Source organism: Streptomyces sp. ATCC 21386 (assembly GCF_018728545.1).
Classification (GTDB): Bacteria; Actinomycetota; Actinomycetes; order Streptomycetales; family Streptomycetaceae; genus Streptomyces.
Genome location: NZ_JAAVVL010000001.1, coordinates 4,763,516 through 4,779,599, shown reverse-complemented (window position 1 = coordinate 4,779,599; position 16,084 = coordinate 4,763,516). Strand labels below are relative to the sequence as shown.

The window sequence follows — 16,084 nt, the reverse complement described above, 5'->3', positions numbered from 1 at the left end:
AACGTAACGGACAGTTGTCCGCTTAACAAGCGCGGGTTTCGGTCACGGATTCCTCGGGAGGTCGCGTGCGACGGAAGAAGGACTGCTCTCTGCGCTCGGACGCCCAGCGGAACCGCGAGCGCATCCTGGCGGTCGCGCTCGTCGAGCTGACCCGTGCCGCCGACACACCGCTGAGCAGGATCGCCAGGGAGGCGGGCGTCGGACAGGGCACCTTCTACCGCCACTTCCCCACCAGGCAGGCCCTCGTCCTGGAGATCTACCGGCACGAGATGCGGCAGGTCACCGACTCCGCCGCCGAACTGCTCGCCACCCGCGAACCCGATCGGGCGCTGCGTGAGTGGATGGACCGCCTCGCCCGGTTCGCCATGGCCAAGGCGGGCCTCGCGGACGCCATCCGGCAGGCCACCTGCGGCCCCGACGCCCCGGACAAGCCGGACCCCACCCCGGTGTCCGAGGCCGCCGAACTCCTGCTGCGCGCGGGCGAGAAGGCCGGTACCGTCCGCCCCGGGATCACCGTGGACGACTTCTTCCTCGCCATCGCCGGCCTCTGGCAGATCGACCCCGAGGACTGGCAGCCGCGTGCGGGCCGCCTCCTCGACCTGGTCATGGACGGCATGCGTTCGGGCGCTCCGGAGCGATGAGACACCGAGGGAGGGCCGCGCGGGTGCGCGACGCCCTCCCACGGTTCACCGTGGCCGTGCCCGTTGCGGTCGAGGTGCTCGGCGGGCGGCGTGGCGAGCGCCGGATGCGTGACCAGCGCCCGGTTCTTCGCCACCGGTACCCGTCGCAGGGTCGCGCCGCCGCCAAAGGACGCCCGGACGGTCAGTTGCCCGGCCCGTGCCGCACCACCGGTTGACGTACGCCGGCGTGCCGCGCCTCAGCCGGGCGGCGCGCCGGGACGCGCACCACCCTTCAGCCGCTCCAGATCGGAGGGCCGTACCTGGATGGCCAGGACGGCGATCAGGGCCGCGATCACGGTGAAGATGGCCGCCATGACGAAGGCGGCCGAGACACCCGCCGTGAGCACCTCGTCGGACCAGGGCTTCGGCAGCTGCCCGGTCCGCTCGAACTCCAGGCGCTCGGCCGGGGTCGCCTGGGAGAGGAAGTCCGGGACCTGCTTCTCCGCCTCGTTGGTGCTGGCCGTGCCGAACATCGTGACGAGGATGGAGAGTCCGAGCGAGCCGCCGACCTGCTGGGTGGCGTTCAGCAGCCCGGAGGCGGCGCCGGTCTCCGCCGGCGTGACGTCGGAGAGCGCCATGAGGGTCAGTGCGACGAACTCCATGCCCATGCCCAGGCTGAAGACGAGCATCGGGCCGAGCACGCTGCCGGCGTACGTGGAGTCCACGTCGGTCAGGGTCAGCCACCCCAGGCCGGCCGCCGCGAGGATCGCGCCCACCACCATGAACGGCTTGGGTCCGTACACGGGCAGGAACCGTGAGGCCAGTCCGGCGCCGACCGCGATGACCGCGCTGACCGGCAGGAACGCGAAGCCGGTGGCCAGCGGGCTGAAGTCCAGGACGTTCTGGGTGAAGAGCGTCAGGAAGAAGAACATGCCGAAGATCGCTGCGGCCAGGCACAGCATGATCCCGTAGGTGCCCGCGCGGTTGCGGTCGGCGAACATGTGCAGCGGGGTGATCGGCTGCCGGGACCGCCGCTCCACCAGCACGAACACCACGAGCAGCACCACGGCCCCGGCGAACGACGCCAACGTCAGCCCGTCCCGCCAGCCCTCCTGCGCGGCTCGGATGAAGCCGTACACCAGGAGCACCATGCCCAGGGTGGAGGTCAGCGCGCCGGTGATGTCGAAGTGGCCGGGGTGCCGTTCGGACTCCCTGATCCAGCGGGGCGTCGCCAGCGCGATCAGCAACCCGATCGGCACGTTGACGAACAGGACCCACCGCCAGTCCAGCCACTCCACGAGGATGCCGCCGGCGAGCAGTCCGATCGCGCCGCCGCCCGCCGAGACCGCCGCGAACACCCCGAACGCCCGGTTACGCTCGGGTCCTTCGCGGAACGTCGTACTGATCAGCGCCAGGGACGTGGGGGACGCGATGGCACCGCCGACGCCCTGGAGGGCGCGGGCGGCGAGGAGTTGGCCCTCGTTCTGGGCGAGGCCGCCGAGGAGCGAGGCCAGCACGAACAGCAGCACGCCGAAGATGAACACCCGACGGCGGCCGAGGATGTCCCCGGCCCGTCCGCCCAGCAGCAGCAGACCGCCGAACGTGAGCGTGTACGCGTTGACCACCCACGCCAGGCTCGTCGTCGAGAAGTCCAGCGACCTCTGGATGTCCGGCAGCGCGATGTTCACGATGGTGATGTCCAGCACCACCATCAGCTGGCACGAGGCGATGACGAACAGCGCCATCGCGCTTCCACCACCACCTGTTTCCGAGGTGGTGGTCCGCGCTGGGGAAGTCGGCTGCGAATCGCTCATGACGTGTCGCAAAGGCGTCGCTGAAGCAGGGTGCGGTGCACGGTCGCGTCCACGGCCGCGCCACTGTTCGACCGTACGCCGGTGCCCGGACCCGCACCACTTGGGCACGGTGGACTCCGGGCGCGCACACCCGGATCGAAAAACAGGTGCGGGAGCGGGACGTGTGCCGTTACGATCCCGGCGATGACTACTCCTTCCCTCAGCAGATCGGGGGTTCCGTCCGCGCAAGGTGAGTGCTGATGCTCACCGATGTCGCGAACGGGGATCCCCGGCTTTCCTTCTGGTTGCGCGTGCGCGAATTCGCCGTGCCACCCTCCATGATCGAGACCGCGGCCGCTCGCCGTGCCGTCGGCGACTGGGCCGGCGCATGTGCCGCCGCGGCCGTCGACATCGATCTCGACCTGCGTTCCCTGGCCGCCCGTCACGGCTCGGAGCTGGCGTCCCAAGTCCGTACGGACCTGAGGCACTTGGCGCCGGACCTGCTGCGTTGGCACATGCCGAGGATCGCTCCCGACGGACTGCTGCGCCCGGGCCTGACCCTCACCCTCGCCCGGTACCGGACGGCCGGGGGTGCCGGCCCGGGGCCGGTGCATCTGGTGGCCCGCACTCCGCCCGCGTGGGCCGACGCCGGCCAGCGGATCGGCCTCGCTTTGTGGGAGGGGTCCGGGCCCGAAACCCGGGGGCATCCCCATCCACGGCCCAGCCGTCGCCATCGGTTCGATCTGCACCGCCATCTCTGGGACGCGCGCAGGGCCGGTGAGCTGCGGGGCCGTTCGGGAGCGGATCGGCCGGCGGTCGAGGGGGCACCACCGACGGACCCTCACTCGCCCTCGCACGTGCACCCGCACCCGCCGCTGCCGACGGCCCCGGACGAGTTGTGGACCTGGGCGGCGGAGCAGGGTTGTGCCGTCGAGCGGTGGGCGGCGGAAGCGGCGATCGTGCTGCGCGCCGAGGGTCGGTCGACCGGCTCCGTGCTCGTACGGTGCGGCGCCCGACGGCGACTCGTCCTGGACCTGGGCCCGGAGGCCGGTGCGGACCGGGCCCCGGGCGAGGGCGCCCACGCGGAGGCGGACGACGGCACGCCGTCGCCCGCGCCGCGGCTCACGGCCGTGTCCGGTGACGACGGTGCGCTCGGCGCGCTGCCGGTGCTGCCCGACGCCGCGACCTGGGTCCTGCCCGACCTGGAACTGCTCCGTACCGGCGCGCTCGACGTCCATAGGTTGCATCCGCTGGTCGCGTCGGCGCTGGTACCGGACCATGTGCCGTCCGGTCCGGCCGAGGCGCAGGACCGGGCGGGGCAGCCGCGGATCGTGGAGTGCCGGGGAGAGCGCCACCGGATCGGTCTGGTCGACGGCGTGCTGGTGGCACTCGACCACGACCCGGACGAACTCCGGCGTGAGGAACTGCTGGTCGCACTGACCGGTACCCCGCTCCCGTGTCTGCGGGCCATCGACGAGGCGCATCGCCGTCCGGACTGTCTGTCGGGCGTACGCGAGAGGCTGGACCACGGGGACGTCGCCGGGGCGCTGGCGGTCGTCGAAGGGCTGCTGGGCCCCGAGGCGGTCCTGCGCGACGGCCCGCTGCGGGAGGAGCTGGAGTCCGCGGCGCGCCGGCGGATCGCCTACGGCCTGTACCGGGCCGGTCTCGCCGAACCGCTCCCCGGCCGGGTCCGCTCCAACGTCGGCCGCCGGCCGTCCCGCCAGCGCCGCATCCGCGTGGCGACCTTCTTCTGACCCTCCACCTCGCACGCCTCCGACCACCCGTCTCGCGCGTCTGCGACCTCCACCTCGGACGCCTCTGAGCTCTGCACACGCATCTCGCACGCCCCGATCAGCCACCTCGCACGCTTCTGACCACACCCTCGCGCGCCTGCGACCGCGCACGTTCGGCTTCAGCCCTCTACACCCCAAGGTGATCCCACATGCCCACACGCACCCCGTTCGCCCTGCCCTCCGACGCCGACCCGCTCTCCCAACTCGACGTGGCCGCCGACCTGTTGAGCATGTTGCGCACCACGTCCACCGAACCGCGCCCCGACATCCAGCTGGAGGCGCTGACCCTGGCCGTCGCCGCGGACCTGCCCGTACTGCTGTGGGGTGAGCCGGGCATCGGCAAGACCGCGGCGCTGACACAGCTCGCGGCCTCCCTCGATCTTCCGCTGACGACCGTGATCGCCAGCGTGCACGAGCCGTCCGACTTCTCGGGCCTGCCGATCGTCGGGGACGACCCGGCCGAGCAGGGTGTCCCCATGGCACCGCCGGACTGGGCGGTGCGCCTGGTACGCGCCGGCCGGGGGCTGCTGTTCCTGGACGAGCTGTCGACGGCGCCCCCGGCCGTCCAGGCCGCGCTGCTGCGGCTGGTGCTGGAGCGCAGGATCGGCACGCTCCAACTGCCGCCGGACGTGCGGATCGTGGCCGCCGCCAACCCCAGGTCCTCGGCGGCCGACGGCTGGGAGCTGAGCCCGCCGCTGGCCAACCGCTTCGTACACCTGCAGTGGACGCACGACCACGAGGTGGTCGTACGAGGCCTCGGCGGAACGTGGCCCCGGGCCACCCTGCCGCGGCTGGCACCGGAGCGGCTGGCGGAGGCGGTGGAGTTCGCCCGGCGCGCGGTGTGCACGCTGCTGGCCGCGCGGCCCAAGCTCGTGCATCAGCTGCCCAACAGCGAGACCCGGCGCGGCGGGCCGTGGCCGTCGCCGCGGAGCTGGGAGATGACGCTGCGGCTGATCGCCTTCGCGACCGCCTCCGGTGTCTCGCGCGACGTGCTGTCCCTCCTGGTCAGGGGCACCGTGGGCGACGGGCCGGGGCTGGAGCTGCTGGCCTCCCTGGACCGGCTGGACCTCCCCGACCCCGAGGTGCTGCTCGCCGACCCGACGGCGGAGGAACTGCCCCAACGGGGGGATCTGCGGCAGGCGGTGCTCGACGGGGTGGTGGCGGCGGTCCGGTCGCGGCCGGACAAGGCACGCTGGGACGCGGCGTGGGCGCTGCTGGTCCGGGCGCTGGAGACGGGGGCGCCGGATCTGGTGGTCGTCCCCGCCACCACCCTCGCGTCGCTGCGCCGCGACGACTGGGACGTTCCGACGGCGATCGAGAACCTCGCCGGAGTGATCACCCTCTCCCGGCGGGCGGACGAGGCGGCGGCCCGTGCGAAGACGGCGACGAAGGTGCGCCGATGAGTACGGCCACCGGGCACGACACCGGCGAAGGCACCCTCGACCTCGACAAGCTCTTCACCGCCCGGCTCCAGGCGGCGCGGGCCCGGCCCTATCTGGCGACGGCCCTGTTCGCGCTGCACACCGTCGAGTCCCGGCGGGTGCCCACGATGGCCGTGGACCGGCACTGGCGGTGCTACGTCTCCCCCGGTTTCGTGGACCGCACGCCGGTGGAGGAGCTGGCCGGGGTGTGGGTGCACGAGGTGTCCCATCTGCTGCGGGACCATCACGGGCGCAGCGACCGGGTCGCCAGGGAACGGGAACTGACCGGCCCCGGGGAGCGGCTGCGGATGAACATCGCCGCCGACTGCGAGATCAACGACGACATCTTCGGCGACGGACTGGTCAAGCCCGAGGGTGTCGTCGAACCGGGGTTCCTGAAGCTGCCCACGGGTCAGTTGATGGAGGACTATCTGCGCCAGTTCCAACTCGGTGCCGCAACGCTGGAGTTGGCGTGGCTGGACTGTGGCAGCGGCGCCGACGGCCTGGAGCGGGAGTGGGAGCTGGGCCCGGACGGGGCACACGGTCTGACCGCGCAGGAACGGGACGCGGTGCGCTTCCGGGTGGCCCAGGGCATCAAGGGCCGTCCGGGTTCCGCGCCCGAGGGGTGGCAGCGCTGGGCGGAGGAGGCGTTCCACCCGCCGCAGCCGTGGCGGGCGTTGCTGGGCGCGGCGGTCCGCTCCGCGGCCTCCGCGCCGGGCGCCGGGGAGGACTACAGCTACGGCCGGCCGTCGCGGCGCTCGGCCGGCGTGCCGGGCACGGTGCTGCCGAGCCTGCGGCGCCGCCCGCCCCATGTCTCCGTGATCATCGACACCTCGGGGTCGGTCAGCGACGCGGAACTGGGCAGCGCGCTGCTGGAGGTCGCCGCGATCTCCCGGGCGGTGGGCGGCCGCCGTGACCTCGTCACCGTCGTCCCGTGCGACGCGGCGGCCCGCATCGCCCACCCGCTGTGCCGGGCGGAGGGCATCCCGCTGCTGGGAGGCGGCGGGACGAACCTGCGCGCGGGTTTCGCCAAGGCGCTCCGCAGCCACCCCAAGCCCGATGTCGTCGTGGTCCTCACCGACGGCCAGACGCCCTGGCCCAGCTCCCGGCCGCCGTGCCGGACGGTGGTGGGCCTCTTCCCCCGTCACGACGCACACACCAGGTACGACGAGGACGATCCCGACTACGTGCCGGACAACCCGCCCGACTGGGCCCGCGTGGTCCAGATCGGCTAGGCCGGGGTGGGTCCCGCCCCTTCTTCACCTCCACCACCCTCCCTCATGACAATGAAAACGATTATCGATAAGGTGGGCATGTCAAGCCGGGCACCTCCTCGTCGAGGTGCCGTCGGGCTGCCCTGACGCCTGAACGCACCGCACGAAAAGGGGAGCTGTGGCTCATCTGTTGGTGGTCGAGGGCTGGGTCGGATCGATGAGCAGGCTGCTCCCACGTGCGATCCGGGAGGGCGGGCACGAGTTCACGTTCCTCACCCGGGACCTGCACCACTACCTGCGCTCGGCCCCCGAGGGCACGGCCCATCCGCTGCTGGGCGCGCGGAACGTGGTCACCACCGACACCAACGACCTCGACACCTTGCTGCCGGAGGCCGAACGCCTGCACACGGTGTTCGGCTTCGACGGGGGCATCTCGTCCTGCGACTACCACCTGCCGACGGTGGCCCGGATCGCCGGGCACCTCGGGCTCCCCGGACCGGGCCCGCAGGCCGTGGCGGACGCCTGCCGCAAGGACGCCACCCGCCGGGTCCTCGCCGACGCCGGTGTGCCCGGCCCCCGCTTCGCCCTCCACGAGGAGTGGGCCGACCTCGCCCGCGCGGCACGCGAGATCGGCTATCCGCTGGTCGTCAAACCCGTCGACCTGTGCGCGGGCATGTATGTGCGCAGGGTGGACGACGAGACCGAACTTGCCGCGGCCGTCCGGTCGTTGGCCGACTTCCCGCTGAACGCGCGTGGGCAGCGCCGGGTGCCCGCCGTCCTCCTCGAAGAGCTGCTGACCGGCCCCGAGGTGAGCGTCGAGACCGTGTCCCACGCGGGAGCGGTGCACGTCGTGGGGGTCACCGACAAGAGCATCGGCGGGGCACCCGCGTTCATCGAGACCGGGCACATGTTCCCCGCCGCGCTGACGGGCGCCGACACCGAGGCGGCCGAGCAGACCGCGCTGGGGGCGCTCAAGGCGCTCGGGCTCACCGACGGCGTCGTGGCCCACACCGAGATCAAGCTGACCCCGGCCGGTCCGCGGGTGGTCCAGGTCAACCCCCGGCCCGCCGGGAACCGCATCACCGAGCTGGTCCGCCATGTCACCGGCATCGACCTCGCCGCGGCTGCCGTGGACGTCGCCCTCGGCCGCGAACCCGACCTGCGGCGCCGGGAGACCGGCCTGCGCAGTGCCGCCGTCGGCTTCCTGGTACCGGAGACCTCGGGCACACTCCAAGCCCTGGACGGCGGTGAACTCGCCGCCGCCGAGCACGTGTTGGAGGTCCAGCTCGCCGAGCCGGGCCGACAGGTCAAGGCGGCCGGCAGCAACAACGAGTATCTCGGCCACGTCATGGCGGGCGACCCGGACGGACCGGGCGCGCGCGGGCGCGTCGAGGCGCTGTTGGGCGAGCTGCGCGCCGGACTGGTGATCCGGTGAGCACCGTCGCGCCGGTGGCCGGGACGGTCACGTTCGAAGAACTGCTGGAGCGGGCACGGGCCGGTCGGCTCGGCCCGGACCCCGGCACGCTGCGCGTCGCGGTCGCGTTCGTGACCCGGCAGGCCGTCCGGCACGACGGGCAGGGCACCGGCTACCGCAACGAGGTGCTCAGTCTGCGTCTCTCCGGTGCCGTGGGGTCCTGCGCCGTCGAGCCCGGGGCTCTGCCGGACGCGGCGATCGACGACTGTGTCGGCGCCGATGTCGCCCGGCTCCTGGACCATCCGCTGCCTGCGGTGCGGGTGGCCGCGCTGGACGCCTATCTGATGCATGTCGGCCCGCACACCCCCGAGAACGGGGCACGGCCGTTCCCCCTCCCGGCCGGTACGTCGCTGGAGAAGTCACGGGCGCGGGCCGGGGCCGTCGTCGAGCTGCTCGACCTGCCGCCGGGCGCGACCGTGCTCGTGGTCGGGGTCGTCAACTCCCTGCTGGAGGCGCTGCGTTCACGAGGGCTCCGCTCTGTGCCGTGCGATCTGAAGGGCGGGGTCACGGAGTGGGGCGAGGAGGTCGTCACCGACGCGCTCGGCGCGGCCGGACGCTGTGACGCACTGCTGGTCTCCGGGATGACGCTGAGCAACGGCACCTTCGAGCCGTTGCGGCGCCACGCCCTGACGCACGACAAGCAGCTGGTGATGTTCGCGCAGACGGGCAGCGCGGTGCTGCCGCGGTTCCTCGGGCACGGGGTGAGCGCGGTGTGCGCGGAGCCGTACCCCTTCTTCTGGCTGGACGCGGGCGCGGGCACACTGCACCGCTACTGCCTGGACGAGGCCGACCGCCGACCGGGAGGCGGCCGGTGACCTCCTCGACCGTCCTGCGCGCCGTCGCCCGGCCGGAGCTGCTGTCCCTCGTCGGACGCACCCCGCTGGCGCGCATCACCGCGGATCTGCCCGGTCCGCACCCGGGGTTCTGGGCGAAGCTCGAAGGGCTCGCGGCGGGCGGGATGAAGGCGCGGGCCGCCATGTCCATGCTGCTGGGCGCCCGGGACCGCGGTGAACTGCGGCCCGGCGCACCGGTGGTGGAGTCGACGTCCGGCACGCTCGGCATCGGGCTCGCCTTCGCCGGGCAGGCCCTCGGCCATCCGGTCGTGCTGGTCGGCGACAGCGAACTGGAGCCGTCCATGCGGCAGTTGCTGCGCTCGCACGGGGTCCGGCTGGAGCTGGTGGACCGTCCGGCGGCCCGGGGCGGCTGGCGGGCGGCGCGCCTGGCGCGGCTGCGGGAGCTGCTCGCCGTACTGCCGGGGGCGTACTGGCCCGACCAGTACAACAACCCCGACAACACCGCCGGCTACGCCTCGCTGGCCGCCGAACTCGCCGTGCAGCTGGATCACTTGGACATCCTGGTGTGCAGTGTCGGCACCGGCAGCCACAGCGCGGGCATCATCGGCCCGCTGCGCCCGCACTGGCCCGCGCTGCGCCTCATCGGCGTCGACTCCACCGGTTCGACGATCTTCGGCCAGCCGGCCCGGCCGAGACTGATGCGCGGCCTCGGCAGCAGCATCCATCCACGCAACGTCGCCTACGACGCCTTCGACGAGGTGCACTGGGTCGGCCCGGCGGAGGCCGTCGACAGCTGTCGTCGTCTCGCCCGGGGCAGCTTCGTCAGCGGCGGCTGGAGCACCGGCGCGGTCGCGCTCGTCGCCGCCTGGGCGGCCCGCGTCCACCCGGGCGCCGTCGTCGCCACCGTCTTCCCCGACGGCCCCCACCGTTACCTCGGCAGCGTCTTCGACGACGACTTCGCCGCCGCCCAGGGCCTCGACCCGGCCTCCGCCGCCGCGCGGCCCATGGAGATCCCCCGTCCCGGCGCGGCCGAGGCCGTCGGCTGGGTGCGGTGCGGCAGGGTCGCCGACCCGCTCGAGGTCCCCCCTTCGGAAGAGAGACTGTGAAGGTCACCCAGCGCACCGTACGCCTCGCACTCACCGAGCCGTTGCGCATCTCCCGCTCCACCATGGCCGCGCGTGACGCGGTGTGGCTCACCGTCCAGGACGACGACGGGATCCAGGGCCACGGTGAGGCCGTCACCAGCGTCTACTACGGCCTCGACACCGACACCCTGGGCCGGCTCCTCACGGACGCCGCCGCGGACCTGCGCCGTTTCCCTGATCCGGAGAGCGCGCTGGAGGCCCTGCGGAACGGCGAGGTCGCCGCTCCCGCGGAGACTCCCCCGGCCGTGACCGCGGCCGTCGGCGCCGCGCTCCTCGATCTCGTCGGCAAACGGGCCTCGGCCCCGGTGCACCGTCTGCTGGGCGCACCCGTCGCGCCGGCGGCCGCGACCGCCCGGACCATCGGCATCACCTCGCCGGCCCGGGCGGCGGCCGAGGCGCGCCGCCTCGCCGCGAGCGGCTTCGAGGTCCTCAAGGTCAAGGCCGGGGCGCCCGACCCCGAGAGCGACGTCGAACGCGTCCGGGCCGTCCACGACGCCGCGCCCGGCGTCCGGCTCCTCCTCGACCTCAACGGCGCGTGGACGGCGGCTCAGGCGCAGGCGCTGCTGCCGCGCTTCGCGGAGCTGGGCGTGGAGGCGGTCGAGCAGCCCGTCGCCCCGGGCGACCCGGACGCGCTGGCCGCCCTGGCCGAGCGCTCTGCGCTGCCGGTCATCGCCGACGAGGACGCCGTGGGGCTGGAGGACGTCCGGCGGCTGGCGGGCCGGGTGCACGGCGTCAACGTCAAGCTCGCCAAGTGCGGCGGTGTGCACGCGGCGTTGCGGATCGCCGCGCTGATCGAGGGCAGCGGGACGGAGTTCATGCTCGGCTGTCTCACGGCCAGCAGTCTCGGTCTCGCCCCGGCCGTCCACCTCGCCGACCGCGCCCGTTGGGTGGACCTCGACGGGCACCTCCTGCTCGCCGACGACCCGTGGACCGGCATCGGCGGCACCGACGGGGTCGTACGGACGACGGACGTGCCCGGGCTGGGAGTTCGGCCGCGCGCGGCCGACGGGACGCGCGAGTCACACCCCGCAGACGTGGCAGTCGGCAGGACGAGGGAGGCACGCCGTGCGGACGTGGCATGAGATACGCCGTTTCCCGTTCGCGGTCCGCCTGCTGCTGGTCAACCAGCTGGGCGTCAACATCGGGTTCTATCTGCTGATCCCCTACCTCGCCTCGCACCTCACCGAGAACCTGGGCATGTCGGCGGCCGTCGTCGGCGTCGTCCTGGGGGTGCGCAACCTCAGCCAGCAGGGTCTGTTCATCATCGGCGGCTCCGCCTCGGACCGGCTCGGCGCGCGGGGCGTCATCATCGCCGGGTGCGCCCTGCGGACCGTCGGGTTCGGGCTGTTCGCGCTCGGCGACGGGCTGACGGTGCTGCTGGCCGCCTCGGTGCTCAGCGGCCTCGCCGGGGCGCTGTTCAACCCGGCGGTGCGGGCGTACCTGGCGCAGGAGGCCGGGGAGCGCAGGGCGGAGGCGTTCGCGCTGTTCAACGTCTTCGCGACGACGGGTGCGCTGATCGGGCCGCTGCTGGGCAGTGTCCTGCTGCTGGTGGACTTCCGTACGTCGGCGCTCACCGCCGCCGGGATCTTCGCCGTCCTCACCGTCGCCCAGGCCCTCGTCCTGCCGGCCCGGAAGGTCGAGCCCAGCGGCGGCGGTGTCCTCGGGGACTGGCGCGAGGTGCTCGGCAACCGGGCGTTCCTGGCCTTCGCGCTCGCCATGGTCGGCATGTTCACCCTGGAGAACCAGCTGTACCTGCTGCTGCCGGCCGGGGCCCGCGAGACCACCGGCTGGGACGGGGCAGCGGGGCTCGTCTTCCTCGTCGGCACGCTCGCCAACCTCGCGCTCCAGCTGCGCATCACCCGGGCGCTCAAGTCACGTGGTAGCAGGGCCCGTTGGATCAGCGTGGGGCTCGCCATGACCGGTCTGGCGTTCCTGCCGCCGGCCCTGGGGGTCGTCCTCGGCACGTCGGGCTGGACCGGCGCGGTGCCCGTCCTCCTCGGCGCACTGCTCCTGTACCTCGGTCTCATGGTGGCCTCGCCGTTCGTGATGGAGCTGATTCCCCGCTTCGGCCGCCCGGAACTGACCGGCACGTACTTCGGGATCTTCTACGTCGTCTCCGGCGTCGCGGCCGCCGTCGGCAACACCTTCGTCGGGTGGGCCATGGACGCCGGGGAGAGCGGCGGACACACCTGGCTGCCGTGGGTGTGCTGTGCCCTGTTCGGTCTGGTGTCGGCGGCCGGTGTCGGCCGGCTGCACCGGCTGGGCGCGCTGCCGTCGAACCCCGAAGCCGTGGCGCCCGCCACGGCCGGTGAGCGGAGCACCGCATGACGAACGCCAACCTCCTCACCGACAACCCGGAGCTGTACGAGGCCCGCTTCCCCGATCCGGAGCGGCTGGCCGGGCGCTGGGCCGAGGACTGCCTGCGCCGCCACGGGGCGGGACCACGAGTGCTGGACATGGGCTGCGGCACCGGACGCGACGCCGCCCACCTGCACGGCGCCGGCCGTATGGTGACCGGCGCCGACCTCTCCGAGGCGATGCTGGCGCACGCCCGCGCCCGGCACCCCGGTCCGACGTACGTACGGGCCGATCTGCACGGCTTCGACCTGGGCCGGGCGGCCTTCGACGCGGTCGTGAGCCTGGACAGCTCCCCGCTGTACTGCCACACCAACGCCCAGCTCGACGGCTTCCTCTCCTCCTGCCGCCTGGCCCTGGCGCACGGCGGGCTGCTGGTCGCCGAGATGCGCAACGGCGCCTACTTCCTGGGCCGTACCGACCTGCTCGACACCCCGGCCGTCGCCTCCTTCACCTGGCGGGGCACCGCCTACCGGTCCACCACGACCCTCACCGTGAACCGCACCGCCCAACTCCTGTGCCGTACCCGGGTCTGGACGTCGGACGACGGCGCGGCACCCGTCGAACAGCGTTCCGCCTGGCGGTTGTTGTTCCCGCAGGAGCTGCGCCACCTGCTGACCGTGCACGGTTTCGACGTGCTCGAACTGCACGACGGGCCGGGGCCGCGCACCGAACCGCCGTGGCGGGAGGGCCGATTGCCGGGCCGGACGGCCGACGCGGACCGTCTGCACGTCGTCGCGCGCCTCACCCCCACCCGCTGATCCCCCCTCGCCCCATCCCTGGTCCCCCTCGCTCCCTCCTCCTCTCGACACCCAAGGAACCCTCATGCACGACGAACGTTTCCCCGGTCTGCGCCGACGCGGATTCCTCGCCGCCACGGGCGCCGCCACACTCGGCGCGCTCGCCCTGACCGCGTGCGGCACGGGCGGCTCCGACACCGACTCCGGGACGAAGGGCGACGACAGCGCCCCCAAGCGGGGCGGACGGCTGCGGGCCGCGTTCGCGGGCGGCGGAGCCAGTGAGACCCTCGACCCGCACCTGGCCAACCTGTTCGCCGACGTCGCCCGCGCCAAGGCCCTCTACGACAAGCTCGCCGACTACGGGGCCGACCTGTCCGCGCGGCCGCGCCTGGCCGCCCAGTGGGAGTCGAACAAGTCCCTGGACCGCTGGCAGGTCACCCTGCGCGAGGCCACCTTCCACGACGGCAGCCCGGTCACCGCCAAGGACGTCCTCTACAGCTACCGCCGGATCGCCGACCCCGAGAAGGCGTTCCGTGCGAAGGCGTCCCTGGAACCCATCGACCTCGACGCGAGCCGGGCCACCGGTGAGCGGTCCGTCGAGTTCGTGCTGAAGCGGCCGACCGCCGAATTCGCCAACGTGCTGGCCGCGTTCGGCGCGTACATCGTGCCGGAGAACGCCGGGAAGGACGCCGGCGACTTCGACCGGAAGCCGATCGGCTCCGGCCCCTTCCGCTTCGTGTCCTTCTCCCCCGGCCGCTCGGCCGTCTTCCGCCGCTTCGACGCCTACTGGGAGGGCGCCCCGCACCTCGACGAGCTCGAGTTCGTCGTCGCCAACGAGGAGTCCGCCCGGGTCAACGCGCTCCTCGGCGGGCAGGTCGAGTACGCCCACGAGCTCAACCCCACCACCGCCCGCGCCCACGAGGGCAAGGGGCAGATCGAGATCGTCCGGTTGCGGGGCAGTGCCATGCAGGCCTTCTGCATGAAGACCGACCGGGCGCCCTTCGACGACAAGCGCGTCCGGGAGGCGTTCTTCCTGATCGCCGACCGGCAGGAACTCGTCGACGGGGCCCTGTCCGGCGCGGGCGTCGTCGGCAACGACCTGTTCGGCAAGGGCTACGAGTACTACGCCGCCGATCTCCCGCAGCGCGAGCAGGACCTCGACCGGGCCCGGGCCCTGCTGAAGCAGGCCGGCGCGGAGAAGCTGAAGGTCACCCTCGACACCTCGGCCGTGGCCGCCGGGTTCACGGAGGCGGCCAGCATCTTCAAGGACCAGGCCGCCAAGGCGGGCGTCACCGTCGATGTGCGGATGGGCAGCAAGGACTCGTACTGGAGCGACATCCTCGACTCCGGCACCCTCGCCTGCTACCGGTCCGGTGCCATGCCCATCGAGGCCCACATCTCGCAGCGGCTGCTCACCGACTCCACCACCAACGCCACCAAGTGGCACCACAAGGACTTCGACGCCCTGTACCAGCAGGCCCAGTCGACGCGGGACAAGAAGGAGCGGGCCGCCGTCTACGAGCGGATGCAGCGCCGCCTGTACGCCGAGGGCGGCTTCCTGATCTGGGGGTTCGCCGACTGGATCCTCGGAACCGCCAGGACGGTGAAGGGAGTGGAGACCAAGGCCCCCGCCAACACCCTCGACTGGGCACGCTTCGACAAGGTGTGGCTCGCGTGATCCCACCGTTCACCCGCGCCCCGCAGGGGCGCGGGGAAACGCGCGACCAGCCACGACGGCGCCGTATCCACAGGACACCCCCGCCCGGCACCCCCAGCGGAGCGCTACGCTCCTTCGTCGCCCGGCGGCTGCTCCTCGGTGTCGCGCAGACCGTGGCCGTCGTGCTGCTGGTCTTCGCGCTCACGGAGGCGCTGCCGGGCGACGCGGCGGTCGCGCTGGCCGGCGACCAGCCCGACCCGGCGCGCATCGCCGCCATCCGCGAGGCGATGCACCTCGACCGGCCGGCGCACGAACGGCTGGCCGACTGGGCGACGGGACTGCTGCACGGCGACTTCGGCACCTCGCTGACCTCCGGCCGCCCGGTCACCCGGTACATCGCCGACGGCTTCGGGCCGACGCTGCTGCTCGCCACGCTCACCGTGGCGCTGCTCGTCCCGATCGGCTTCGGCCTCGGCGTACTGGCCGCCCGTCACGAGGGCGGCCCGGTCGACCGCCTGGTCAGCTCCCTGACGCTCGCCGTGTACGCGGTCCCCGAGTTCGCCCTCGGGGTGCTGCTGGTGACCGTGTTCGCGCTGAATCTGGGCTGGCTGCCGCCGACCGCCGTCGGCTACGGCACCGATCTCCTCGCCCACCCGGCCGCCCTCGTCCTGCCCGTTCTGGTTCTGCTCTCCCGGCCCGTCTGCTCCCTCGTCCGGCTGGTCCGGGCCGGCATGGTCGACGCCCTCGCCTCCCCGTACGTGGCCCACGCCCGCCGGTGCGGCGTGCCCGGCGCCCGCGTCCGCTACGCCCACGCCCTCCCGAACGCCCTCGCTCCCGCCGCCCAGCAACTCGCCCGCACCGTCGACTGGTTGCTGTGCGGTGTCATCGTCGTGGAGGCCCTCTACGTGATCCCCGGACTCGGCACCGTCCTGCTCAACGCCGTCGCCGAACGCGACGTCCCGGTCGTCCAGGGCCTGGCCGTGGTCTTCGGTGTCCTGACCGTCGTGCTCAACCTGGGCGCGGACGTGGTCGCCCGACGGCTGGCGCCCCGGGCGGGGGTGGCGGCGTGACGACGGGC

At 73.2% G+C, this 16,084-nt stretch carries 13 protein-coding genes; 12 read left to right on the top strand and 1 reads right to left on the bottom strand.

Annotation, left to right across the window (positions count from 1 at the left end; genetic code table 11):
- Positions 1-65: 65 nt before the first annotated feature.
- Complete coding sequence (locus GWK25_RS20365; protein WP_215451970.1) at positions 66-641, top strand: TetR/AcrR family transcriptional regulator; 576 nt, start codon at positions 66-68, stop codon at positions 639-641.
- A gap of 236 nt (positions 642-877) precedes the next feature.
- On the opposite strand, the gene GWK25_RS20360 is transcribed toward GWK25_RS20365, so the two are convergent.
- Positions 878-2,365, bottom strand: a complete 1,488-nt coding sequence (locus GWK25_RS20360) for an MFS transporter (protein WP_215451969.1) — start codon at positions 2,363-2,365, stop codon at positions 878-880.
- A 308-nt stretch (positions 2,366-2,673) separates the two neighbouring features.
- On the opposite strand from GWK25_RS20360, the gene GWK25_RS20355 reads away from it, so the two are divergent.
- The 11 genes from GWK25_RS20355 (at position 2,674) to GWK25_RS20305 (ending at position 16,076) form a co-directional block, all read left to right on the top strand.
- Complete coding sequence (locus GWK25_RS20355) at positions 2,674-4,167, top strand: hypothetical protein (protein WP_215451968.1); 1,494 nt, start codon at positions 2,674-2,676, stop codon at positions 4,165-4,167.
- A 188-nt stretch (positions 4,168-4,355) separates the two neighbouring features.
- The gene (locus GWK25_RS20350; protein WP_215451967.1) at positions 4,356-5,609 is read left to right on the top strand and encodes a MoxR family ATPase; all 1,254 of its coding nucleotides are present in this window, start codon (positions 4,356-4,358) and stop codon (positions 5,607-5,609) included.
- Positions 5,606-6,862, top strand: coding sequence for a VWA-like domain-containing protein (locus tag GWK25_RS20345; protein WP_215451966.1), 1,257 nt, complete (start codon positions 5,606-5,608; stop codon positions 6,860-6,862). Before GWK25_RS20350 ends, GWK25_RS20345 begins: the two co-directional genes overlap by 4 nt.
- 157 nt (positions 6,863-7,019) lie before the next feature.
- On the top strand, positions 7,020-8,276 hold the full coding sequence (locus GWK25_RS20340) for an ATP-grasp domain-containing protein (protein WP_215451965.1): 1,257 nt from the start codon (positions 7,020-7,022) through the stop codon (positions 8,274-8,276).
- On the top strand, positions 8,273-9,130 hold the full coding sequence (locus GWK25_RS20335; protein WP_215451964.1) for a Rossmann-like domain-containing protein: 858 nt from the start codon (positions 8,273-8,275) through the stop codon (positions 9,128-9,130). Before GWK25_RS20340 ends, GWK25_RS20335 begins: the two co-directional genes overlap by 4 nt.
- The gene (locus GWK25_RS20330) at positions 9,127-10,215 is read left to right on the top strand and encodes a PLP-dependent cysteine synthase family protein (protein WP_215451963.1); all 1,089 of its coding nucleotides are present in this window, start codon (positions 9,127-9,129) and stop codon (positions 10,213-10,215) included. Before GWK25_RS20335 ends, GWK25_RS20330 begins: the two co-directional genes overlap by 4 nt.
- The gene (locus GWK25_RS20325; RefSeq protein WP_215451962.1) at positions 10,212-11,336 is read left to right on the top strand and encodes a mandelate racemase/muconate lactonizing enzyme family protein; all 1,125 of its coding nucleotides are present in this window, start codon (positions 10,212-10,214) and stop codon (positions 11,334-11,336) included. Before GWK25_RS20330 ends, GWK25_RS20325 begins: the two co-directional genes overlap by 4 nt.
- Positions 11,320-12,582 (top strand): MFS transporter, encoded by a 1,263-nt coding sequence (locus tag GWK25_RS20320; RefSeq protein WP_215451961.1) that lies wholly within the window; start codon positions 11,320-11,322, stop codon positions 12,580-12,582. Before GWK25_RS20325 ends, GWK25_RS20320 begins: the two co-directional genes overlap by 17 nt.
- Positions 12,579-13,370 carry a class I SAM-dependent methyltransferase gene (locus tag GWK25_RS20315; RefSeq protein ID WP_215451960.1) on the top strand — a complete coding sequence of 264 codons (792 nt, stop codon included), beginning with the start codon at positions 12,579-12,581 and terminating at the stop codon, positions 13,368-13,370. The genes GWK25_RS20320 and GWK25_RS20315 overlap by 4 nt, the downstream gene beginning before the upstream one ends.
- A 64-nt stretch (positions 13,371-13,434) precedes the next feature.
- Positions 13,435-15,027 carry an ABC transporter substrate-binding protein gene (locus tag GWK25_RS20310; protein WP_215451959.1) on the top strand — a complete coding sequence of 531 codons (1,593 nt, stop codon included), beginning with the start codon at positions 13,435-13,437 and terminating at the stop codon, positions 15,025-15,027.
- A gap of 65 nt (positions 15,028-15,092) precedes the next feature.
- On the top strand, positions 15,093-16,076 hold the full coding sequence (locus GWK25_RS20305; protein ID WP_215457474.1) for an ABC transporter permease: 984 nt from the start codon (positions 15,093-15,095) through the stop codon (positions 16,074-16,076).
- Positions 16,077-16,084 lie beyond the last annotated feature (8 nt).